General features: G+C 46.4%; 18 protein-coding genes, 1 pseudogene and 1 other annotated feature. Of the genes and pseudogenes, 5 read left to right on the top strand and 14 right to left on the bottom strand.

The genetic code is table 11. From position 1 onward, the window contains the following. Window positions 1-14: 14 nt before the first annotated feature. Window positions 15-2,549, bottom strand: coding sequence for an FAD-dependent oxidoreductase (locus HNP82_RS04750; protein ID WP_183772027.1), 2,535 nt, complete (start codon window positions 2,547-2,549; stop codon window positions 15-17). Window positions 2,550-2,819: 270 nt separating this feature from the next. Here HNP82_RS04750 and HNP82_RS04755 point away from each other — a divergent pair, with 270 nt between their 5' ends. Beyond that, on the top strand, window positions 2,820-3,350 hold the full coding sequence (locus HNP82_RS04755; RefSeq protein ID WP_183772029.1) for a hypothetical protein: 531 nt from the start codon (window positions 2,820-2,822) through the stop codon (window positions 3,348-3,350). 303 nt (window positions 3,351-3,653) lie between these two features. Here the strand turns inward: HNP82_RS04755 and pta are convergent, their stop codons facing one another. Then, the gene (gene pta, locus HNP82_RS04760; RefSeq protein ID WP_183772031.1) at window positions 3,654-4,637 is read right to left on the bottom strand and encodes a phosphate acetyltransferase; all 984 of its coding nucleotides are present in this window, start codon (window positions 4,635-4,637) and stop codon (window positions 3,654-3,656) included. A gap of 198 nt (window positions 4,638-4,835) precedes the next feature. Continuing rightward, window positions 4,836-5,112: a binding site (T-box leader), on the top strand. Between the two features lie 159 nt (window positions 5,113-5,271). On the opposite strand from pta, the gene ilvB reads away from it, so the two are divergent. Together ilvB and ilvN are read left to right on the top strand one after the other, a co-directional pair. Beyond that, window positions 5,272-6,993, top strand: a complete 1,722-nt coding sequence (ilvB, locus tag HNP82_RS04765; RefSeq protein WP_183772033.1) for a biosynthetic-type acetolactate synthase large subunit — start codon at window positions 5,272-5,274, stop codon at window positions 6,991-6,993. 11 nt (window positions 6,994-7,004) lie between these two features. Next, a complete protein-coding gene (gene ilvN, locus HNP82_RS04770; protein WP_183772035.1) occupies window positions 7,005-7,514 on the top strand; it encodes an acetolactate synthase small subunit in 510 nt (169 codons plus the stop codon). Between the two features lie 534 nt (window positions 7,515-8,048). On the opposite strand, the gene HNP82_RS04775 is transcribed toward ilvN, so the two are convergent. Together HNP82_RS04775 and HNP82_RS04780 are read right to left on the bottom strand one after the other, a co-directional pair. Then, entirely contained in the window at window positions 8,049-8,393 is a 345-nt protein-coding gene (locus HNP82_RS04775; protein WP_183772037.1) for a type II toxin-antitoxin system HicB family antitoxin, read from the bottom strand. Further along, complete coding sequence (locus HNP82_RS04780) at window positions 8,390-8,644, bottom strand: type II toxin-antitoxin system HicA family toxin (protein ID WP_183772039.1); 255 nt, start codon at window positions 8,642-8,644, stop codon at window positions 8,390-8,392. The genes HNP82_RS04775 and HNP82_RS04780 overlap by 4 nt, the downstream gene beginning before the upstream one ends. Before the next feature lie 279 nt (window positions 8,645-8,923). On the opposite strand from HNP82_RS04780, the gene HNP82_RS04785 reads away from it, so the two are divergent. Next, a complete protein-coding gene (locus HNP82_RS04785; RefSeq protein WP_183772041.1) occupies window positions 8,924-10,501 on the top strand; it encodes a Y-family DNA polymerase in 1,578 nt (525 codons plus the stop codon). A 47-nt stretch (window positions 10,502-10,548) separates the two neighbouring features. Continuing rightward, entirely contained in the window at window positions 10,549-10,989 is a 441-nt protein-coding gene (locus HNP82_RS04790; RefSeq protein WP_183772043.1) for a hypothetical protein, read from the top strand. On the opposite strand, the gene HNP82_RS04795 is transcribed toward HNP82_RS04790, so the two are convergent. From HNP82_RS04795 to HNP82_RS04840, 10 genes and pseudogenes are all read right to left on the bottom strand, one after another. Beyond that, window positions 10,977-12,077, bottom strand: a complete 1,101-nt coding sequence (locus tag HNP82_RS04795; protein WP_183772045.1) for an LCP family protein — start codon at window positions 12,075-12,077, stop codon at window positions 10,977-10,979. The genes HNP82_RS04790 and HNP82_RS04795 overlap by 13 nt on opposite strands. Window positions 12,078-12,163: 86 nt before the next feature. Then, window positions 12,164-14,863, bottom strand: coding sequence for a hypothetical protein (locus HNP82_RS04800; RefSeq protein WP_183772047.1), 2,700 nt, complete (start codon window positions 14,861-14,863; stop codon window positions 12,164-12,166). A gap of 531 nt (window positions 14,864-15,394) precedes the next feature. Further along, window positions 15,395-16,970 (bottom strand): annotated as a pseudogene (locus HNP82_RS18570) (AAA family ATPase). 313 nt (window positions 16,971-17,283) lie between these two features. Then, window positions 17,284-17,430, bottom strand: a complete 147-nt coding sequence (locus HNP82_RS04810; protein WP_183772049.1) for a hypothetical protein — start codon at window positions 17,428-17,430, stop codon at window positions 17,284-17,286. 223 nt (window positions 17,431-17,653) lie between these two features. Further along, window positions 17,654-17,941 (bottom strand): Fic family protein, encoded by a 288-nt coding sequence (locus HNP82_RS18750; protein WP_183772111.1) that lies wholly within the window; start codon window positions 17,939-17,941, stop codon window positions 17,654-17,656. Window positions 17,942-18,127: 186 nt separating this feature from the next. After that, window positions 18,128-18,340, bottom strand: a complete 213-nt coding sequence (locus tag HNP82_RS04820) for a hypothetical protein (RefSeq protein WP_183772051.1) — start codon at window positions 18,338-18,340, stop codon at window positions 18,128-18,130. Window positions 18,341-18,475: 135 nt separating this feature from the next. Then, window positions 18,476-20,314, bottom strand: a complete 1,839-nt coding sequence (gene glmS / locus HNP82_RS04825; RefSeq protein ID WP_183772053.1) for a glutamine--fructose-6-phosphate transaminase (isomerizing) — start codon at window positions 20,312-20,314, stop codon at window positions 18,476-18,478. Window positions 20,315-20,338: 24 nt separating this feature from the next. Then, entirely contained in the window at window positions 20,339-21,694 is a 1,356-nt protein-coding gene (gene glmM / locus HNP82_RS04830) for a phosphoglucosamine mutase (RefSeq protein ID WP_183772055.1), read from the bottom strand. A gap of 133 nt (window positions 21,695-21,827) precedes the next feature. Then, a complete protein-coding gene (locus tag HNP82_RS04835) occupies window positions 21,828-22,373 on the bottom strand; it encodes a recombinase (protein WP_183772057.1) in 546 nt (181 codons plus the stop codon). A 100-nt stretch (window positions 22,374-22,473) separates the two neighbouring features. Next, window positions 22,474-23,205: a zinc dependent phospholipase C family protein gene (locus HNP82_RS04840; RefSeq protein ID WP_183772059.1), complete on the bottom strand. Its 732-nt coding sequence runs from the start codon at window positions 23,203-23,205 to the stop codon at window positions 22,474-22,476. Between the last annotated feature and the right edge of the window lie 3 nt (window positions 23,206-23,208).

Raw genomic sequence — 23,208 nt, forward strand, 5'->3', positions numbered from 1 at the left:
CCCCTCCGCAAATTTCAGTCCATGATTTCCCTGTAGGTCTTATGCTGCTTTAGCGCCTCGCTCAGCCGGGCCATCGAACTTACGTCCCCGATGAGGATCACGCCGCACAGCCGGTCGTTTAAGAAATAAAGCTTCTCATACTGCTTTCTTCCCATGTCTTTAAATTCGACAGTCTTGTACACCAGATTTGGATTCTTTCCATTATCCCCGGCAGCAAAAAGAGCTGTATTAAAGCCATGGAAATTCAAGGCAGCGGGGACATTTTCATAGACAAGGCTGTCCCCTGCGGCGTTGGCGCCGGCCACTTTGCCCTGGTCGGAGGCCTCCGGCCAGATGGCGTAATTAACGCCCTCAAACTGGGCGCAGTCTCCGCAGGCATAAATATCCGCCGCAGAAGTCTCCATTTTTTCATTAACAATCACTGCCCGGTCAACAGCGGCTCCGGCTTCCCCAGCCAAGGCAGCATTAGCCCGTACACCCGCGGAAATGACCACAAGCTGAGCCGGGAATATAGTTCCGTCTTCAAGGACAACCCCCGCGGCCCTCTCATCGCCGTCAATGCGGACAATATTCACGCCGGTATGGATGGCAATTCCCTGACCTTCACTGATACTCTTGATCATCTGTCCCGCATCCTCATCTAACTGGCGTCCCATAAGAACCGGGGCAAGCTCAAGGACAGTCACATCGCAGCCAGACTTTTTAAGTTCCCAGGCTGCCTCAAGGCCGAGGACTCCGCCTCCGATAACCACCGCCTGTTTTGTGCTTTCAAGGAGCGTCTCCACTTTTCTGACATCCGCCAGACGGCGGATAGCAACAACGCCCTCTTTGTCCTTTCCGTCAATAGGCGGAATAAAACATTCAGATCCGGTGGCACATATAAGCTTTGTATATTTAAGGCGGCTTCCATCGTCTAACACAACTTCTTTTTCAGCGGTGTCAATATGGACGGCTGTCTTTCCGAGGACCTGAAAAATGCGGTTCTTTTCATACCATTCTTTATTTTCCACAGCAAGCTGCTCCGGATCAAGATCCGCCATAATAGATTTTGTGAGCATCGGCCGGTTGTAAGTAGCGTAAGGCTCATTGGATATCATCAGAACAGAGCCGGTCTTATCCCGCTCCCGGATAGCTTTAGCTGCGTTTAATCCGGCGGTGCCGTTCCCAATGATCACATAGTAATTCTGAGTATCATTGGAAAAATCCACAGTTTCCTCATCCACCGGGACAAAATTCTCCCTGCCTACGCCGCACACCGGGCAGACTTCCATGGAAGAATCAAAAATTTCTCCGCAGACAAGACATTTCACGAGAGACCTTGCCCCGGTCTTCTCCTTCTTTTTGGGGCGTTCTTTGTCCAGCAAAGTGCAGCCAAAATTATAGCCAAATTCGTAGGCGTCGATCAGGTTGGCCTCCCCCGGATTAAAGCGGACACGAAGTCCCTCCACGGTTTTCATTCGAAGCTGTTTTAAACGCTGGGTCAGGTGTTCCACAGCCTCCCCGCTCCATCCGTAGCTTCCAAAGGCTCCGGCCAGCTTTCCTCCGTGGGTTACAGGAAACATACCAAGAGTCAGATCCCATATAGGCTTTAATGCTTCTCCGAGAATGGTGGGACTTCCAAGTAAAATTCCGTCTGCCGCGGCAAGTTTTTCCGCCACAGCGGCTCCATCACTTTCCACCATATCGTATATCTGCACGTCAATGTCCCCACTGTCTTTAATACCCTCGCTGATCTTTTCCGCCAGCGTCTTTGTATAGCCGTAAGCACTCACATATGGAATAACCACTGTCTTCCTGGCGTTTGCCGCCATGGGAGCGCACCACTGATCATAAGTGTCCATAATAAAATCCAGACGGGCATCAAGAACCGGACCGTGACCAGTACAGATCATTGTCACATCAAGCTGACGCACGCGGTCTAAAGCGGCTTTCATATAAGACTTAAAAGGCCCGATAATATTGTCAAAATAATATTTGGTAGCCCGCATATAACCTTCATGATCCGTCACTTTACTCACAAGAACGCCGTCAAAAGCGTAGTGGGAACCAAAAGAGTCGCAGGTCACAAGAATCTGTTCTTCCTCAATATAAGTGTACATAGTATCCGGCCAGTGGAGATTTGGCACAACAAGGAAGCGCAGCGTCTTATTGCCGATCTTCATAGTCTCATTGTCTTTCACAGTGATCACTGTAAAATCTCTGTTGACAATCTCTTTCAAAAATCCGGCCGCACACCCGGTAGCGATAATTTTAAGTCCTGGATTTAGCTCTAAGAGACGCTCCACACTCCCGGCGTGATCCGGCTCTGTGTGATCCACCACCAGGTAATCAATTTTGGCTCCGCCTGTGATCTCGTTAACCTTTTCAATATACTCGTTAAAAAAACGGGCCTTCGCTGTCTCGAATAATACGATTTTGTCCCCGGCTTTTAAAATATAGGAGTTGTATGTGGTTCCAAACTCGGTATACATAATAATGTCAAAAACTCTCAGGTCCTTGTCAATAATCCCGGCCCAGTAAAAATCATCTCTCAGTTTTAAAGTTTTCATAAACACCATCCTTTCCAAGATCAATCCTTTATGTACGGTTATATCTACACTATATCGGATTTCAGACATCCTGTCTACGGGAAAATAATTTTTCTTATCCGGGACGGATCGGGCTGAATTATTTCAGAAAATAAGTATTATCAAATTGATTTTTCTGACATTTTTGCTATAATAGTCTTAGAGATGTCTGATCAAATTGTATAAAATGTCTTGATTCTGGCGACAATTTGGTTATGCATCCCGTGAAAGATTGCGTAAGGAGGCGGTTTTATGAAAAAAATCAGTTTTCAGTTTTGTTTTGGGGCGCTGCTCAATCTTGTGGCTGTCAATATTTTTATATTTCTGGCGGATATTGATTACAATACCGTCATTGTCCTGATTCCCCTGGTCATCTCCTTTTTTATTATGCGCAGTTATATGATCTATGTTTTCAATCCGGACGAAAATATCAGCCTGGGGTATGTGATCAGCCTGGGATCATTAGTTTTCGCTGTCAGCAGCCTGATCGAGGCTACCATTATATTTTCCCTTACAAGAAATATTCACGACGCGATCCTGTTCGCGTTCTGCATGTTTTTCAGCGAAACTTACCCGCTCCTTGAAAAAATATATGTCGGACGAAAATATCAGATTTCCCAGATTGCCGCCCACGGCATATATATTTTCCATGTTCTGGTCATTGTATGCATTATCACTGCCATGATCCTTTATCCGGCAAACTATCTGGAACTTTATCTCCTCCTGGCAGCCATCTCCTGCGTCATTGACTTTGTCCTCATCAGCCTGCCTTCAGGCAAATAGTTAAATTCCCTGCAGCAAGCTGACGGGGCATGGCAATAGTTAGCGCAGCGCAAGCTGCGAGGTATATGATCTTTGTTCCGCTACGGTTGGTGCTGTGTGCCGTTGGCACGCAGCCCCCCGGTGTATCACAAAAAATCCCCAGCCAGCACGTTTTAACACGGCCCCGGCAGGGGATTTTTGTATATACGGATTTGAGGTATTTTAGGGCGCTAGGCTCCGGTGGCATCTGACTTGGGCCGACCGCAGCGAAGCAATCGTGCCTCATGCCCATTTGTCAGGCAACTCATATGATTATGATGTTGCTTAAGCTAAAGCCGCTGTGATAATGGCCATAGAATAAACTTCCATAGCGTTGCAGCCTCTGGACAGGTCGTTGATTGGCGCGTTCAGGCCAAGAAGGATTGGACCATAAGCGTCAAAGTTTCCCAGTCTCTGCGCAATCTTGTAACCAATATTTCCGGCATTGATATCCGGGAAAATAAATGTATTTGCATGGCCGGCAACGGCAGAATCTTTGCACTTTGTGCGGGCCACACGGGGATCAACTGCAGCGTCAAACTGAATCTCTCCCTCAATTGGAAGATCCGGTGCTTTAAGTTTGGCTTTCTGTGCAGCGTTGCGCATCTTATCCACATCCTCGCCTTTTCCGGAACCAAGGGTGGAGTAGCTTAAAAATGCCACTTTAGGATCAACGCCAAAAATCTTCGCACACTGAGCGCACTCAAGGCCGATCTCCACAAGTTCATCTTCTGTAGGTTTAATGTTGATGGCGCAGTCACCCATAGCAAGAACTTCATTATCGCCGACAGCGGAAGGACGGACCATAATGAAGCAGGAAGATACGATCTTGTTGCCTGGTTTTGTCTTAATCAGTTGGAGCGCCGGACGGACAGTATCTGCTGTGGAATATGTAGCGCCGCCAAGAAGGGCATCAGCCACACCCATTTTCACAAGCATTGTTCCGAAGTAATTGGCCTGCTTTAATGTCTCTCTGGCCTGCTCCGGTGTTACGCCTTTGCTCTTTCTCAGTTCACAGAACAGATCTACCATCTCATCCATGCGGTCAAAGTTGGCCGGATCAATAATTTCAGCGCCCCGAATATTGAAGCCGGTGTCCTCAGCCGCAGCGTTCACCTCATCCGGATTGCCTACCAGGATAGGATGAAGGAAGTTGCTGGCCAGAAGACGGGATGATGCCTCAAGGATACGGGCGTCTGTGCCTTCTGTAAATACGATTTTCTTTGGGCTTTTTTTCAGAATTTCGATTAAATTACCAAATCCAAACATAATTTAGTTCCCTTCTTATTTTTTAGTATATTTCCAATTATTATTTTATACTTTTTTTAGTAAAAATACAATGGATTTCTTTGTATTTTCCTGAGTGCATTGTGAATTTTTTTTGCAACAGTTAATCCATGAAAATTTAAGAGATATCTTGACATATTGTCTGAAAACAGCTATAATAACGCTAATTTCACTATTATTTTAAATGCAGTGACAAGGAGGAGTACATGAGACCGCGCTCCCACAGAGAGAAGATGGCCGGTGAAAATCTTCGCAGCGTCCTTATGGAAGTAGCCTTCGAGCAGCAGGCCCAACGGCTGCCTGACAATTTCAGGCGCTTATTAAGTTCTGACGTTTCCCCACGTTACAGGGGAGCAGTATTCATATCTGCCTTTCCGGGAAGATATTCGTACTGACAGAGTGCAGAGCCTTTAGCTTTGAATTTAGGTGGTACCACGGATTTAATTTCGCCCTAAGCATTTTTGCCGGGGCTTTTTTTTATTTTCTCGGACAATGAACCAGACAGACATGCCTGCACGTTCATTTGGCGGCTGCCCTTTTTACTTTGGACTACAGACAGCGCCGCAGCCTGCCATTCCCGCAAAGCATGAAAAATATGAACAGGGAGGATTTTACTATGAAACAGATTTCTGGAAACAAGCTGCTTGTAAAAGCACTGAAAGATGAAGGCGTAGAAGTACTTTTCGGATACCCTGGCGCCTGCACCATTGATTTAAGCGACGAACTTTATAAACAGGATTCCATTAAGATCATTCTGCCAAGACATGAACAGGCCCTTGTCCATGAAGCCGACGCTTACGCCAGGACCACAGGAAAAGTGGGTGTATGTCTTGTAACCAGCGGTCCGGGAGCCACCAATCTGGTGACAGGACTTGCCACCGCCAATTATGATTCTGTACCCTTAGTATGTTTTACCGGTCAGGTGGCCCGCTACCTTATCGGCAACGACGCCTTCCAGGAGGTGGACATTGTTGGCATCACGAGAAACATTACAAAATACAGTGTTACTGTGCGCAATAGGGAAGACCTTGGCCGCATTGTCAAAGAAGCTTTTTATATCGCCCGCACTGGCCGTCCCGGCCCCGTACTTATCGACCTGCCAAAAGATGTTATGGCCGAACTTGGCAGCCCTGATTATCCGGATTCTGTCAATATCCGGGGATACAAACCGAACACAAGTGTCCATATCGGACAGTTAAAGAAAGCCATCAAAATGCTCCATAGCGCCAAAAAGCCTTTGCTCCTGGCCGGCGGCGGCGTAAATATCGCCCACGCCCAGGATATTTTCACACAGGTTGCGGAAAAAACCCAGGTTCCTGTAGTGACTACCATTATGGGCCGGGGCGCCATCTCCACGGACCACCCGCTTTTTATCGGAGATATCGGTATGCATGGTGCCTACGGCGCAAATATGGCAGTGAGCAACTGTGACTTGCTCTTTTCCATCGGCACCCGCTTTAACGACAGAATCACCGGGAAACTCCACGCTTTCGCTCCCCACGCTCAGATTATCCACATTGATATTGACACGGCGTCCATTTCGAGAAATATCCATGTCCATGTGCCTATTGTAGCTGACGCCAGGGAGGCGCTGATTAAAATGGATGAGTATGTGCAACCCTGCGATACAAAGAAATGGCGTGAAGAGATCCAGGGCTGGTGCGGCGAACATCCTCTGACCATGCGGAAAAATTCCGGTGCATTAAGTCCTCTGGACATTATTAACGAGATCAACAGTGAATTTGACGAGGGGATCATTGTCACCGACGTTGGCCAGCATCAGATGCTTGTAACCCAGTACGCGGATATTACCGCCAAAAAGCAGCTTGTTATGTCTGGCGGCCTTGGCACTATGGGCTACGGACTTCCCGGCGGCATCGGCGCCAAAATCGGCAATCCGGATAAACCGGTTATTGTTGTCTCCGGCGACGGCGGTATGCAGATGAATATCCAGGAAATGGCCACCGCAGTTCTTGAGGAGCTTCCTGTAATTATCTGTATTTTCAACAATGAATACCTTGGCATGGTACGCCAGTGGCAGAAACTTTTTTACGGAAAGCGCTACGCCATGACCAACTTAAAGGCCGGCGCCCTCTCCCGCCGCACCAACGGCGAGGAATATCCGGAATACACCCCGGATTTTGTCAAGCTGGCTGAAAGCTACGGTGCCAAAGGCATGCGCGTCACCCGGAAAGAGGAGATCCATGCTGCCTTTGAGGAAGCGAAAAAGAACACAACGACCCCGACCCTTATTGAGTTTATCATCAGCCCGGAGGAGATGGTCTATCCGATGATCAAACCGGGCGGCACTCTGGAAGATATGATTATGGATTGTTAGGAGGATACGATATGGATAAAGGTATGAAGAAAAGATGGATCTCTCTCTATGTTGAAAATCAGGTTGGCGTGCTTTCAAAAATCTCCGGTCTCTTTTCGGGAAAATCCTACAACCTGGACAGTCTTACTGTAGGTACCACCGAGGACCCGACCGTTTCCCGCATGACCATCGCCACTGTCAGCGACGATGAAACTTTTGAGCAGATCAAAAAGCAGCTCAACCGTATGATCGAAGTCATTAAAGTTATTGATTTCACGGATATTTTTGTCCGTATGAAAGAAATCCTCTATGTTAAAGTTAAAAACTGCTCCCTGGAAGACAAGACCGCTCTCTTTCAGATCGCCGAAGCATTTAAGGCCAAAGTGATCGACTACGGCCGGGACAGCCTGCTGCTGGAATTTGTCCAGACAGCAACCAAAAACGACGCGGTCATTAAGCTGATTAAAGAAGAATTTAAAAGCATTGAAGTTGTCCGCGGCGGCAGCGTTGGCATTGAATCTATCAGTATTATGGAGCGCTAAAGCCTGCAAAGCAGGCGGAATAGCGGCTTTGCGAATGGCGCGGACTGAACCAATGTCAGTTAGTTAAAAGTACGGATCTATATGTAATTTTGTCAGTAGTAACCGTATTCCGCTATATCCATTAAAAAAATGATGCCAAGGTCAAAAGGTCATGCTTTTCATGCTTACATGAAAAAGCATGACCTTGAGACCCGAAAAACATGAGGTGCAGAGCAGACATCCGGTGGATGTCTGCTCTGCACCGACCGGAGCGAAGCGTAGATTTTCGAGAGCGCGGAGCGCGGAGAAATCCGTGGCATCATGGGGTCAAAAGACCTTTTGACCCCAACATCAAAAAAATTGAAATATCATATTTGAGTTAGACTCTGTCACAGGATCATTTTATCATCTTAACTAACTGACATTGGACTGTAAATAGTAACTAATCATAAACAAACGTGCTTATATGGATAACGAAATAAGCACGTTTGTCGAGCCTCTGTTTGAATTAGATAAAAATCCCAGCCAGGCTTTGTGGCTTGGCTGGGAAATTGCTTATTGCGCTTGTGCGGCTGGAGATTTTTCCAATGTATCTTCGATGTAGCGGTTCAGAGATATATTGTGCGCTGTGGTATAAATGACCAGACGTTTGTGAAGTTCCGGTGAAATACGGATATTAAAGCTGCCTTTATATGCAACTTCTGGTGTCCGGCCCTCTGCTTCGCACATTGCTAAATAATCATCAACTGCACCATGAAAATCATCAATGAGTGCTTTGGCGTTTTCCCCTTCATAAGAGATCAGGGAGCGTATTCCCATTACTTTACCATAGAAGAGCCCATCTTCCTCAGAAAATTCAACGCTGCCAATATATCCCCTGTATTGGATTGTGTTATTCATATGAGTCCCTCCTGTTCTAAAACTTCTATCAATTGTTTTATCTGATAGGCTTTCAGTTCTTTTTGCGGGTGAGGTTTGTGAAGCAAAATTGCTTTGTGTTCTTCGCTTGTAAACATAACGCGAAAACCGCTGGTTTTGCCTTTATTTAATCGGACGTAACTCAGATATCGCAGTAATGTTTCTGCTTCATCAAATGTAAAGTCTTTTGGCTTTGACTTTAACCGTTGGATTAATTTTTCTTTTTGCCCCATAATGTACCCTCCTCAATTCATATTATACACAATGCGAAAAGGAAATGCGACTAAAAATAGTTGCATTTTCAGAACTTTTATACCCCATTACTTTTCCATAAATTGGCCGGTACTCTCATATTGACAATTCTCTTTTTGCGGCGTATAATTAGAACATAAGTTCGAGAACATTTGTTCTGATTTTATGTAATATATGCCTCCCTTATACTGGACGCCTTGCCAGTATCCCGCAACCATTATCCTCAGAGCCTGCCTCAAAGGACCCGGAAAGGAGAGAACATGCCGCGGACATATATCGCCATTGACCTGAAAAGTTATTATGCTTCCTGCGAAGCCGCCGATCGGAATCTGGATCCTCTCACCACACATCTTGTAGTGGCTGACGCCTCCCGCACTCAAAAGACCATCTGTCTGGCTGTCTCGCCCTCCTTAAAAGCCTACGGCATCCCCGGAAGAGCCCGTCTATTCCAGGTTGTCCAGAGAGTCAAAGAGATCAACGCCATGCGTCTGTCTGAAGCGGTCCGTCAGCATAAGGCTGTTCGCGGCCCCCATGGCCGCTGGGAATTTTCCGGTTACAGCAGCGACACTGCCGCTCTGGCAAAAGATCCTTCCCTTGGTCTTGATTACATTACCGCCCCGCCCCGTATGGCCCGCTATCTCTCCCTCAGCGCCGATATCTACGCCATCTATTTAAAATATATCGCGCCGGAAGATATTCATGTCTACTCCATCGACGAGGTTTTCATGGATGTGACTGACTATCTTAAAACCTATGGCATGACAGGAGAACAGTTGGCCCGCAGAATCATCCGGGATGTCTTTGAAACTACGCGCATCACTGCCGCCGCAGGTGTAGGCGCCAACCTCTATCTGGCCAAAGTAGCCATGGATATTGTCGCCAAGCATGTGCCGCCGGATAAAGACGGCGTGCGCATTGCCAGCCTGGATGAATATACTTACCGCCGGCTTTTGTGGGACCACAGGCCTTTGACAGACTTCTGGCGCATCGGCCCGGGCTACGCCAGAAAGCTTTGCGACAACGGCCTTTACACCATGGGCGATATCGCCCGCTGCTCCATGGGTTCCCCCTCAGATTACTATAATGAGGATCTTTTGTACCGTCTTTTCGGGGTCAACGCAGAACTTCTCATTGACCACGCCTGGGGCTGGGAACCATGCACCATCAGAGACATTAAAGCCTACCGGCCCTCCAGCCGTTCTCTTGGCTCCGGCCAGGTTCTCCCCCGGCCTTATACAGTCCGTGAGGCCCGCCTTATTGTCCGGGAGATGACCGACCTTCTGGCCCTTGATCTTGTGGATAAAGGACTGGTCACAGATCAGCTCGTCCTCACCATCGGCTACGACAGCGCCAGCCTGTCTCAAAGCACAGACAGTATCGGCAGCACAGACAATAGCCATGCCCCGGCCTCTGTACCTATATCCTCAGATTACTATGGCCGCCGGGTTCCAAAACATTCCCACGGGACAAAATGTCTGGGCCATCACACCAACAGCAGCCAAAAAATCATTGACGCCATAAGCCGCCTGTACGATGAGATCATCCGCCCCGGCCTTCTTGTCCACCGGGTCACCATCACTGCCGGTCACGTAATCTCCGAGGCAGAATCCGTCCAAAACGAAAGTTTCCGTCAGCTCACTCTGTTTGACAGTGAACTCTTCAGTTCCGAACAGGCCCAGGCTCAGTGCCAGACACTCCAAAAAGAGCGCCGGATGCAGCAAGCTGTCCTCAATATCCGGAAGAAATTTGGGAAAAATGCTATATTAAAAGGAATGAATCTGGAAGAAGGCGCCATGACTCCCACAAGAAATAACCAGATCGGAGGCCATAAAGCCTGACTATAGTTTTCCTGACCTATTCCCTGCCAAAAAGAGGTGACTGATCCATGAATTCCCACAACTATGATGATCTTATCCATCTGCCCCACTATCAATCCACAACCCACCCCCATATGCCCTTATGCAGCAGGGCCGCCCAGTTTTCCCCCTTTGCGGCGCTCACCGGCTACGATGATGCTGTAGCCGAGGCCGGCCGGATGACCCAGAACGAAAAGAAGCTTTCCTCTGATCTTCAGGAAGCCATCAATGAAAAGCTGACCTTTTGTCGCCGCCATCAGGAAGACCATCCCCGGCTCACCTTGACCTTTTTTGTCCCCGATGAAAAAAAAGATGGCGGGACTTACGTCACCGCCATAGGAAATTTAGAAAATATTGATACACAGTTTTGCCATCTCATCTTCAGGAATGATCAGGACGCTATCATCACAGTCCCTTTCGATAATATCACAGACATAGACGCTCCAGCCTTTGAGGATTACTGTCCGTAAATAATTTCCTGAAGTTTACGGCGGCAGTCATCCAGATCCGGAACTAAAACAGCCATTCCCCGGATATTCGCCGACTGATAGGACGCCTCCTCAGGAATATTGTGGGTCTGTACATCGCTGATGCCCAGAGTAAGAACATCGGTGGCCAGACCGATAATATCTGTGCTGCTCATATCTGTTGTCAGCAGAGGAAAGATCGTATCTGCCAGGGACAGCATCTGAGGAATGCTCAGATCACTGACTTTTTCAAAGGCCGCCATAAGAACACTGCGCTGACGCTGCGTCCGCTCAAAATCCCCATTACCCACATACCGGATACGGGAATAGGCCAACGCCTGAGTACCATTCAGATGAAGAACCCCGGCCTGAGTGATCAGTCCTGTCTCGCTGTAAACGCCGTTCTGACGGTTGAGATCGCGAATGTAATCATTCATTACGCTGATTTCATCAGCCTGAATCTCCAGGTCGATGCCGCCGATACTGTCGATCACATCCTGGAAACCAGAAAAATCCACTTCAATATTGCCGTCAATATCAATATCGAAATTTTCTTTAATAGTTTCGTCCAGAAGCTCCATACCGCCAAAGGCATACGCCGCGTTAATACGGTTATCGCTGTATCCGGGAATCTGGACATACATATCTCTCATAAGAGAAGTTAGCGTAATAGTCTTATCTGTCTTATTAATAGACGCGATAATCATTGCGTCTGACCGAGCCCGGGACTCTCCCGGACGGCGGTCCTGGCCGATGAGGAGAATATTGGTAACATCATCGCTGCCGCCTACAGTCTCAGTGCCATCCCATGTCACTTCCTCTGGGTTCATCGTCTCTAAATCGCTGTCCACTTCATCGGTTTCAAAATACTCAGACTCTCTCGCCAGACGCTCAACTTCCACCGCCTGATTAATCTGACCGATCTTTGCCAGGACAAAAATCAGGCCGCCCAACGCCAGAGCAAAAATCACCGCCAGAACAATGGTCAGAACCCGCACCCACAAAGGGTACCTGTGGCGTCTCTTTCCCCCGGAGTTTCTGCTCTTTCTATGCTTTTCAGGTGATGAACTGTAATGTGGTCCTTCATCCATAAAGTATATACTCCTTTCAAAAATCTTTCTCGACTGCCAGGCATATCAAATGTTGGCCCCCGCTTTTTATTATCCATTTTCTGATTTTAATATTCATTCAGCAATGTTGCATTTCCTGAACCAATCTGTGTCACATAGGTTCTCATAGGATCGCGCCGGTAACCGGTCCGCCATCCCACATCAAGAGAAGAATCTTTTGTCATCTTTGTTATGGTAAAATAGGCCATATCTCCCACAATATCCAGGTCCGCGACAAAAGTCTCACTTTCTCCGGAAAGATCCCCAATATCGGTATAGCCAAGTGAATCCGCCGTTTCAGCAGAAAGGATTTCCCTGTACTGTCCGCTGTCGTCCACAAGAGTCTGCACCCTGCCATCCACACATACAGCGTCCCCGATATTGCTTAAAATAAAGTCCTCTGCCTTTGTCTCCCCGGTTTCCAGATTCAAACTATAAACATCCTGGGAAACCCAGGTGTCCCAGGAACCCGCATTCATATAACCGTCGCCGCAGTAATAATATAAAACATCCCCATCATCACGATTTTGGATATAAAGCTTTGGAAAGTTAACCTGCTGGGAACCGGAAGGATCTAACAGTGTCTCAACGCCGCCCTCCCGGCTGATACGGTAAATGCCTCCGTCGGAAAAGACGCCGCCGCTTCCTCCATAAAAGCCGCAGGTCACATAGAAGGCGTCATCTTTCGTCAATATGTCACCAAAACAGATCGCACCCAGATCCTGACTGCTCTCCGGCAGGGTAATAGTTCCAATAGGGGCCTGATCCTGGCCATCCAGCCCAATACTGCGGATATCCATAATATTTTCTTCCGCCGCGCCATAATACATATTGTTGCCTGAAATTCCAATAAAGCTGGCGTTTTTTGGGGCGAGAACCGTCTGGGTTCCATCCGCCTCAATGGCAAAAATCCCTTTATCATCGCTAAAAGCAATGACCGATTGCTGCTGGGGTACCGCCGCCAGAATACTTATAGCATCGTAGGTAGTCACCGGTGTACCGTTGAACTCACACACCCCCCAGGACTGTATACCTTTCTCATAATAAATCCGATCCCCGGAAATGAATATGGGACCAGTCCCCGTATCCTGGATGACAACTGTCTCTTCACCGTTGGCCTTCCGGCAGATCAGGTCATTGTTTACGCCTCCTACTCGGTTAAAATTTCCCAGAATCCCAGTCTCTTCCACGCTTCCAGGCGCGAAACGCCAGTAATATGTACATTCATCATAAGAGACAAACCGGCCGCCATTATTGACAATTACACCCTCCTCACCGTGGCACTGATAAGCCATCCACTTAGCTTTCTGAGCAAGAATCTGATTTTGAGCGGCAATCTCATCACCGTTAGTGTACTTAAAAATATATCCCGGCGGCGCGGTGATGATCGCCTGATAGTAGTTAATAGCATAGTCGCAGGCCGCGATCTGAATTTCCTTATATATATTAAAAATCTCATCAAATGCCAGCGCGGACTGGAAATCTCCCCTTTCCTCCAGGGCTTCCTCCGCCTCTGTCAATACATTCCATCCGTGGGCGGCGAGAATACCTGCACTTATAAGCATTTCCCCAAAGTAAGCGATATCATCACAATTCGTAATGACATTGGAAACTGTAACACCTGCAAGCAGCCCTTGCCTGATAGCCTTTCCAATAGTCCAAGAGTCTGCCATCTTATCCCATGCGTCACTTAAAAAGTTAACCGCATACACAGCAGTGTTGCCCGCCACAGATTTCAAAGCTTCTGTGACAAGACTGATCGCCATATCTTCCTTGGCACTCTCGATTTCCCCCAGTATACGTTCAATGGATTCCGCCAAAAGTTTACTCTCATCCGTACCTGACTTTCTGGCAGAATCACCGATCTTTCTCCAGGATTCACACCAAACGTCCGTCGCCTGGACACAGGTATTGTACAGGATGCAGGCATCAATGACATCCGAGTAAGTCTCTGTGCCGATCTGTGCTACCGCCCTGGCCGCTTTCAGGCTTTTAATGCCTTCAGCTAGTATCTCCTGATCTTCTTCGATAAAATCCGTTTTAATTTTATTTTTTATCTCATCCAAAGCGTCTTTATAGAGAGCCTGCTGTCCGGCTTTTGTTGTTCCCTTAAAGTCTTCGATAGTCACAATCACCTGATCAATAAAACCAGCCATTTCCTCCACTTTACCAAGACTTCCCTCAGACATATCTCCCGCAAGGCCGGATGTGTCACTGACAAGGCTTTTAATATCATTCAACATATCTACAGTTGCGTTAAGATAGGCGGCCTCGTAGCTTTCCGAAAAACTGTCCTCTGAAGCCGTTGTCTGCATAAGGTAGGACACTGGAATGTCATATTTGTTGGTAATTTCCAATGAATTTGTCAATCCTTCATCAATCTGGCCGCCGCCGATCAGGACAAAAAATGATGAAAGCTGATCCCATGTGCGGTTTGCCGCATTCAGACCGGCTTCATTGTAGGCCAAAGCCGTATCCTGGGCAAGCATCCCCGACGTTGACCGGATCGCTTTATACTCCCAGCTATCGCAGTAATCCAAATGCTGCCGGATATAGTTTTTCTCATAAGGCGATAAAATATCCCCGTCCTCATCCGCCGGATCAGCTAAACCGCTTTTCCCGCCAGGAACTGTCGCTTCACCGTCAACAGACATCTCCACTCCCGACGAAGCACCAAAACATCTGTCCGACATTCCCAGAACAAAAGACGTCGTCAGCGCCAGTGTCACAACAAAAACCGCCAATCTTTTTAGATATTTTCTCTTCATAACGACATAACTTCCTCTCACAATAAAACGCCCGTTTTATAATGGCACAAGATCTTTTGAAATCGCAAGATTAGTATACCACACCTCCATCTGTTGGAAAATGACTTTTTCCAACAGGTTTCCTGAAAATATAAACCTTTAATTCTCGCCTTTTTCAGACGAGAATAGTTTTTGTCATTGGAGTATATGCTTTACAAATGTAAAGTATATCATTTAGCGATATAATCAATTGAAATGAACTCAAGGGAGTATTTTAAATTACATGATGTTTTGTAACTATTTACTTTTTATGTGTGAAGTATTATTTTAAATATTATAAGGTGCATAGAGGATAGACTTCACAGATAAAGGCAGGAGAACCGCCTTGCCGAAACTACATAATAAAATACCCTCTGAGGAAGTCATTGCTCAGCTTCCACAGAGGGCTTTCATCATCTATTTTATCAAGCATATGTTTGAAATAGCAGATTGTAAAAAATACTGTAAATGTAGAAGCATATACTTTACATGTATAAACTACAGGTCATGACTTTACGCCATTACCACCATACATTCTTTTTCACAAAAAGCTATGCCATATTTAATGATCTTCTTCATACCCCGGTGTTTCAGCCCTTCTGCATACTTTTTATCTTCGATCTGCTTTAGCGCCTCCGCATAGGCCGCCTCCAGTCTCTGCGTTAGGCTTTACCAGCCATCTATCCTGACTCTGAAAAAGACCTAACAGCGTCCCGTGATAGAAATTTTCCTTCATGTTCTTTCTCACAGCCGTGTCCATCACGCTGATGGATTCCCACAGGTAATCGCTGAGCATATACTAGATCGTAGCCACGTCCCCTTTGAAAAATGCCACGCAGAAACGGTTGATTCTTGCGGGATCTGTCTGGGGCGTTTCTTCAAACCAGCCTTTTACCAGGTCAATAAACAGTTCCCGTACTTCTCTGTTTGGCAATGTCAGTTCCATCTGCTTTCCAGGCACTCTCCTGCGGCAGGTCAGGTAACCTGTGAAATAAAGCACGCTCCAGATATTGTCAATGGAATCCTCCACCTCCCTGTAAGTCAGGATAGGTTTTATAATGGCGCCGCCGTTGATCAGCTGCTCAACATCATTTCTTGTGCTTTGATTGGCTTTCTTCAGCAGGCGGCGGATCAGATCGTTTCCGCTGGTATTGGCCCAGTAATTTTCCGGTTCGGCATGGGGATTCGACAGCAGCTCATCGCAGTAATTGATCACATCCCAGGGGCAATATACGTCTGTATCCCCAAATCGGTAGCCATCATACCAGTCGCGTATCAAGTCCCTATTAGATGTTTGGCCATAGTACTTTAGGATTTCATCTGCATCGGTAAAGCCGAAGTACTCATCATATCTAAAATCCGAGATTGTATGTGCCTTCGGATTATTCAGCTCTGTAAAGATGCTTTCCGTAGAAATCCTGAGACCCCCGGTGAATACTGCAAAGTACAAACTATCGTTGGTTTTCAGCGCATTGCCAAGCAGGTTACGGATGAGATTTACCATCTCATCATAGTATCCAGCCTGAAACGCTTTATCCAGCGGCACATGGTACTCTTCGATCAGCAGGATCACCTTCTGTCTATAATCCTTGGATAAAAGATGAGAGAGTGTTTTTAGGCTATCAAAAAGAACATCATCCGCCATAATAAAACTCCCATCTTTGATTGCTGTCAGCCCATTATACAGTTCTTTGTCTTTCTGCCCAAGTTGTCCAGAAAACTAAACCTGCAGGCTTCATTTCCGATAATTCGGCGCAATGCATCTACCGCGCCTTTAAAATTCAGCCCGTCCACACTTTTCAGACGGATAAAAATGACCGGGAACTTCCCCATGTATTTTTCACACAATCCTTTTTCCTGCGCAATCTTTAATTCATCAAACAACGCAGGGTTAGTCCCTATCTCAAAAAAGCTCTTCAGCATACTCATGTTCAGCGTCTTGCCAAAACGTCTGGGACGGGTAAACAGGTTTACTCCCCCCTCAATTTTGCAACAATTCTTTAATAAACAATGTTTTATCTACATAATAAAAATCATTCGTCCTGATTTTTTCAAATCCATCGCTACCGATGGGAAGTTTCTTTCTCATCGCTCTCACGCGCCTCAGCAGCAGAAGTCTTCTTTCTTACTCAACTTACCACGGAGGCGGATATTACGTCAAGGATGCGATTAAAGAGGCGCCAAAAATGGATAACCGTTCATCTCCCCATCCCTGATGGCTGAACTGTTACTGAATAGATTGCGAAAAAATATTACAAATATAGAACTATATACTTTTCATTTGTAAATCATATTATTTTAGTTAATCTGCCAGGCCAAGAAGCCAGCCTCTGGTATTGATTCGTCACTGCGAATCCCGTGTCACAATTTTTCCTGTGAAAACTGTGTCCCGCCTATTTCAATCATTTCTCCAAATGATTCATTTCACTCTGCATCACTCCTGATATAATAGAACGGACGGAACCATGTTTTACCAGCACGCCCTTATCAACCAACTGTTTGATAGAACTTTCCACAGAAGTCTTTCCAATAGTCGGACAGAACTCCATGATATCACTCTTAGTAAATTTTCTAATTCTGCCATACACAGCACGCTTTACCACCTCTACTGCCGGGAGTTTTTTGCTGACGAGATTTACTCTGTCCTCAAAGTCCCGATATGCCGCAAGGATCGTTCTCAGCAGATATTTAATGAACGGTGCAGGATCTTCCTGGTTCTCATACCAGCCACGCTGACAGGTTTCAAACGCATTGTAATACAGATTTTTATTTTTAGCGTTCTTGCTCCAAAGTTGTAAGCAGCCGGCTCATCCTTCCGTTCCCATCGTTGAATGGATGGATGCAAAGGAAGTAATGAATAAAAAGAGGAATCAGGATAAGAGCGTCAATTTTCTGTGCGTCAAGCACACGATTGTAGCTTTCACATATCGTATCAACCGCAGTTAGAGTCTCATATAGCGCTAACGGAGTAAAGAGTACAAATTCGTTTTTCTCCGTGTCTGCTGCGCTAATATAATTTTGCGTGTTTTGAAGTGATCGCCGATCCCTTTCTCTGAATATTGAAACAAATCACGGTGGAGCTGCAGAATATAATTCGCCCGGATCGGAATATATGGGAGCAAAAAAATAGAGCCATGGACTTTCAGATATTCCCTCCAGTCCATGGCTTTTTTATTACAGTTTCTTAAATTTTCAAATCCATGCCGTACAGTGTCTCATCACTTTAACATCTGACATATTACAGCTTCATTCCCGCAGTTTTCCCTGATCACCGCCGTCTGCCCGGCCAACAACATTCCACATAGGATTCATATTCATGACCTTCCCAGAATCTTCTTTTTCGCCGGCCATCGTCTCTGACATTTTCTTAGAACCGATCATTTCCGGATACGCCTTGCAGCGCCAGCAAATCCAACCGCCCTCCGGGATCGGCGCGCCGCAGCATACACAATACTCCATGAAATCACCTCGAAAATAGTATATGCCAAAACCTATTCAGCCATGCGGCTGGCATCAGAAAATTTTGGAACAAGTTTATTTGTGGAAAAATTTTCATGATGCCAGACATACGGCGCTTAGCCGGCAGCGAGGATTTTATTCTACCGTCACGCTCTTAGCCAGATTACGCGGCTTATCCACATCCAATCCTCTGGCCACAGAAATATAATAAGCCAGTAGCTGAAGCGGAATCACCGCAAGACTAGTAGTAAAATAATCTTCGGTTTTGGGAACATAAATGGTAAAGTCAGCGATATCCTCCATAGCATAATTGCCGTAGAGGGTCAGCCCAAGAACGCTGGCCCCCCGGCTGCGCACTTCCACGAGGTTGCTGATCTCCTTTTCAAACAGTTCCGGCTGGGTAGCCACACCGATGACAAGAACGCCATTTTCAATCAGCGAGATCGTCCCATGTTTTAATTCTCCGGCAGCGTAGGCTTCCGAATGTATATAAGAAATTTCCTTCAATTTCAAAGAGCCTTCCATGGAGATGGCATAATCCAGGCCGCGGCCGATAAAAAATACATCTTTGGCGTGGGAAAATTTGTTGGCCAGCCACTGTATGCGCTCTTTTTCATCGAGAATACGCTGGATCTTCTCAGGCAGCCGCCCCAGTTCCGCCACATATTTTTTGTAATCTTCTTGATTGATCACTTCCCTTGTCCGGCCAAAAAGGAGGGCGATGAGATAAATGGCCGCAAGCTGAGTACTGTAAGCTTTCGTAGTCGCCACAGAAATTTCCGGCCCGGCCCATGTGTAAAGGACACTGTCCGCCTCCCTGGCAATGGAGCTTCCTACCACATTGACAATGGCAAGGACTTTATGTCCCAGCTTTTTCGCCTCCCGCAGCGCTGCCAGGGAATCAGCGGTCTCGCCGGACTGGCTGATGACAATGACCAGAGTGTTATCGCCAAGAATTGGCTGCCGGTAACGAAATTCTGAGGCCAGATCCACATCCACCGGAATTTTTGCCATCTGCTCAAGAATATATTTACCGCACATACATACATGATAGGCGGAACCGCAGGCCACCATCTGGATGCGGCTGATCTTTTTAATATCTTCCTCTGTCATTTCCAACTCGTCAAGAACCACATTTCCATCTTTAATTCTTGGGGAAATGGTATCGGCCACAGCCTTGGGCTGTTCGTAAATTTCTTTCAGCATAAAATGCTCAAAGCCTTCTTTTTCAGCAGCCTTGGCATCCCACTGTACGGTCTTAAACTCCTTTTGGATTTCTTCCTGATCTGTGTTAAAAAACCGGATATGATCCGTGGACAGCTCAACAATATCCATATCATCCACATAGCATACAGTTTTTGTATATTTTAAAATTGCCGGGACATCGGAGGCAATAAAATTGCCCTGATCCGACGTGCCGATGATCAGCGGGCTATCTTTGCGCACAGCATAAATCTTATCCGGGAAATCCTGGAACAAAATGCCAAGGGCATAAGAACCACGAACGCGGCCGAGCATTTTGCAGATGGCCTCCAGAGGATTGCCTTTATAATAGTAATCCAGCAGGTGAGCCACAACCTCTGTGTCCGTCTCAGAGATAAACTCAAAGCCCTTTTTTCCAAGCCATTCTTTCAGATCTTTGTAATTTTCAATGATTCCGTTGTGGACCACCGCAATTTTCTTATCCTTAGAAAAATGAGGATGGGCATTGACTACTGACGGTTCCCCGTGAGTGGCCCAGCGGGTATGTCCGATCCCGCATGTTCCCCGGACTGCCCGCCCGTTATCCGTCATTTCCCGTAGGGCCTGCAAACGTCCTCTGGCCTTAATAATCTCAATGGCCGGTCCGCCATTTCCCGGACTAACCACAGCAATCCCCGCTGAATCATATCCCCGATATTCTAACCTGGACAATCCCTCAATTAAAATCGGCGCTGTCTCCATAACACCAGTATATCCAACAATTCCACACATATTGATATTCCTCCCAAAAAATTCTCAGGCTTCATAGCCTTTTTTCCGGATCGTATCAATGATACTGTCCACATATTTTTTGCAAATATCCTCATCCCTGGCTTCAACCATAACCCGGATCAAAGGTTCTGTACCGCTGCCCCGCACAAGAATACGTCCATTCTCTCCCAACGCTTCCTCCACGGCCCTGATCTTTCCCACTATATCCGGGTCTGCCAAAACTGTCTCTTTATCCATAATCCGGATATTTTCCAGTTTCTGGGGATACTTTTTAAAAGGCTCTGCCAACTGAGAAAGTGACGTGTTTCTTGCCAGCATCACTTCCATGATCTTAATAGCTGTCAAAATGCCATCGCCGGTTGTGGCGTACTTTTTGAAAATAATATGGCCAGACTGCTCACCGCCAATGCGGTACCCGTTATTTGCCATATTTTCGTAAACATATTTATCGCCCACAGCCGTTTTTTCATACTCAATGCCAATGGCATCTAAAGCTTTATAAAGTCCAAAATTGGACATAACCGTTGTCACAACTTTATTTCCAATCAACTTACCCCGCTCTTTTAAATAGCGCCCATAAATATATATAATCCCGTCGCCGTCTACAATATTCCCCTTTTCATCCACGGCCAGGCACCGGTCACCGTCGCCGTCAAAGGCAAAGCCCACATCCAAATGATGCTCCACCACAAAACGACACAGGCCCTCCATGTGGGTTGAGCCGCAGTCTTTATTAATATTGTTTCCATCGGGATGATCATTAATAACAAATACCTGGGCTCCGAGATTTTCAAAAACTTTTCTTGCAATCATCCATGTGCTTCCGTTGGCACAGTCCAGGCCAACCTTCTTGCCTTCGTAGGATTTAAGGGCAAGGGACTGCAAAAAATTCATATACTGGTCACGGCCGTCGGAAAAATCCACAGTGCGTCCAATATCCGCCCCTTTTGCCAGAGGCACTTCGCCGGCCAGCCCGTCAATGTAAGCTTCCACTTTTAAAAGCGTCTCCTCCTCCATCTTTTCCCCGGAGGCATTGATTAATTTTATCCCATTATCATAATAAGGATTATGGCTGGCGGAAATCATAATACCACAATCCATATTCTGTGTGTACACAATATACGCAACAGATGGGGTTGTGGTCACATGCATCAGATAAACGTCCGCCCCCGAAGCTGTTATTCCTGACACCAGAGAAAACTCAAACATATAGGAAGACAGCCGCGTATCTTTGCCAATAAGGATGCGGCACCGCTCTCCTGCCTTTTTATTTCTCCCATAATACCAACCTAAAAAGCGGCCAATCTTAAAAGCATGATCCGCAGTCAGCGTAACATTAGCTTCGCCTCTGAAACCGTCCGTTCCAAAATACTTTGACATTTTCTTTACCTCGCTTTTGTACAAATACACTGACCGGGAAACTCCCGGTACTATTTTGCTCTAAAATTTTCAGGGCAAAGGCCAGAAACAAAACATCTTCGCTTTGTCTCTGACCTTTAACCTGTAATTCCTTTTAAATAGGAAATTCAGCAAGCGGATCGTCCTCTGACGGATCATTATGGCGCTCACAAATTCTCTGCCATTCATCCATCTTTTCCTCAACAGTCAAGGAGAGGTAATCATAATCATCCTGCTCAATATTCCCGTGTTTTGCCATACACCGGTAAAACTTTTTAATACTGCCCGCCGCCGATTTAATAGTCTTTGGCGTAGCCCCGGCATATTTCCGGATGAAATAGTCTCCCAGAAACATATCAATATTCATTGTACCTTCCTCCATGGGAAGAATATCTTCGTGAAGAAGAAAGTGATTCAGATAAAGATCCACATAACTTAAATGCCGGTTAATAACATCATCATCCACGCCGGCCGCTTCCAGGTCATCCTCAAAAATCTCCAGATATTCTGAATTGTCACAGCGTATCTTTTCTGCCATCTCCTCATCATATTCAAAAACAAACTCTCCATCTTCCGGCTCCCTATCCAGGTCAGCGAAAGTTTTCTTTCCAAAGCTCAATTCCTCATCTTCAAATTCGTCATAGTTTTTGTATGTTTTCATTTTCAATCCCCCGTCCGCTCAGATTATGACAATTACAATCCGTATCCGAATTTTACACAACAATTATACATTGAATATTCAACCTTGTACAGAATAAATTTTATAGTGCGCAAAAATCTCCGGCTACATCCATCAAAAATTTTTCCAGAGAAAACTTTTCGAAGACTTTAAGCTGATCTTCAAGGCATACGCGCTCACCGCGGATTTTCTCACAGGACTCAAGAGCAGCGCTCGACTTCAAATAATCTTTTAGATGCGCCAGCAGCCCCTTCATATCACAGGGCAAACATTCCTCAACCTGCCGGCTGCCCGGCTCCGGATCATCTTCCGGAATCTTTGGAAGATCAATAAGGTATCTCCTGTACAAAAAGAGATTCAGCCGGGTGTAATCCCCGTACATATACTCCCCTGAAAACAGCCTGGATAGAGGCACCCGCTCGCCACTCTTTTTGATCACCCCATACCGGATATCCTTGAGTACTCCCGCAGGGCATCCTCCGGCATCCAGAAATTCAATAAGGCCTGGGAAATATTCGTCAAAAAAGCGCTGATCTAAATACAGATGGGCCAAATATCCCAACATTTTCGGATCTCTTACATCCATGCCATACTTTTTTAAAAACAGCTTCCACTGTGGCGTCCGGATCGCATAAATTTCAGCGTCGCTCCTCCAAAAATGAGAGTAATGCTTACTCATTTTCGGCACAGCATCCGGCAGAAGGCTGCCATACAAAAAACTCTGCCGCCACGACACAGAAAGAGGCTGCCGCCTCTGCTCAAGCAGCTCCATAATCAATTTTGCTTCCGTCAAATGTATAATATAGCCGGGCATCCA

Origin of the sequence: Catenibacillus scindens (assembly GCF_014202115.1) — a bacterium.
Taxonomy (GTDB): Bacteria; Bacillota; Clostridia; order Lachnospirales; family Lachnospiraceae; genus Catenibacillus; species Catenibacillus scindens.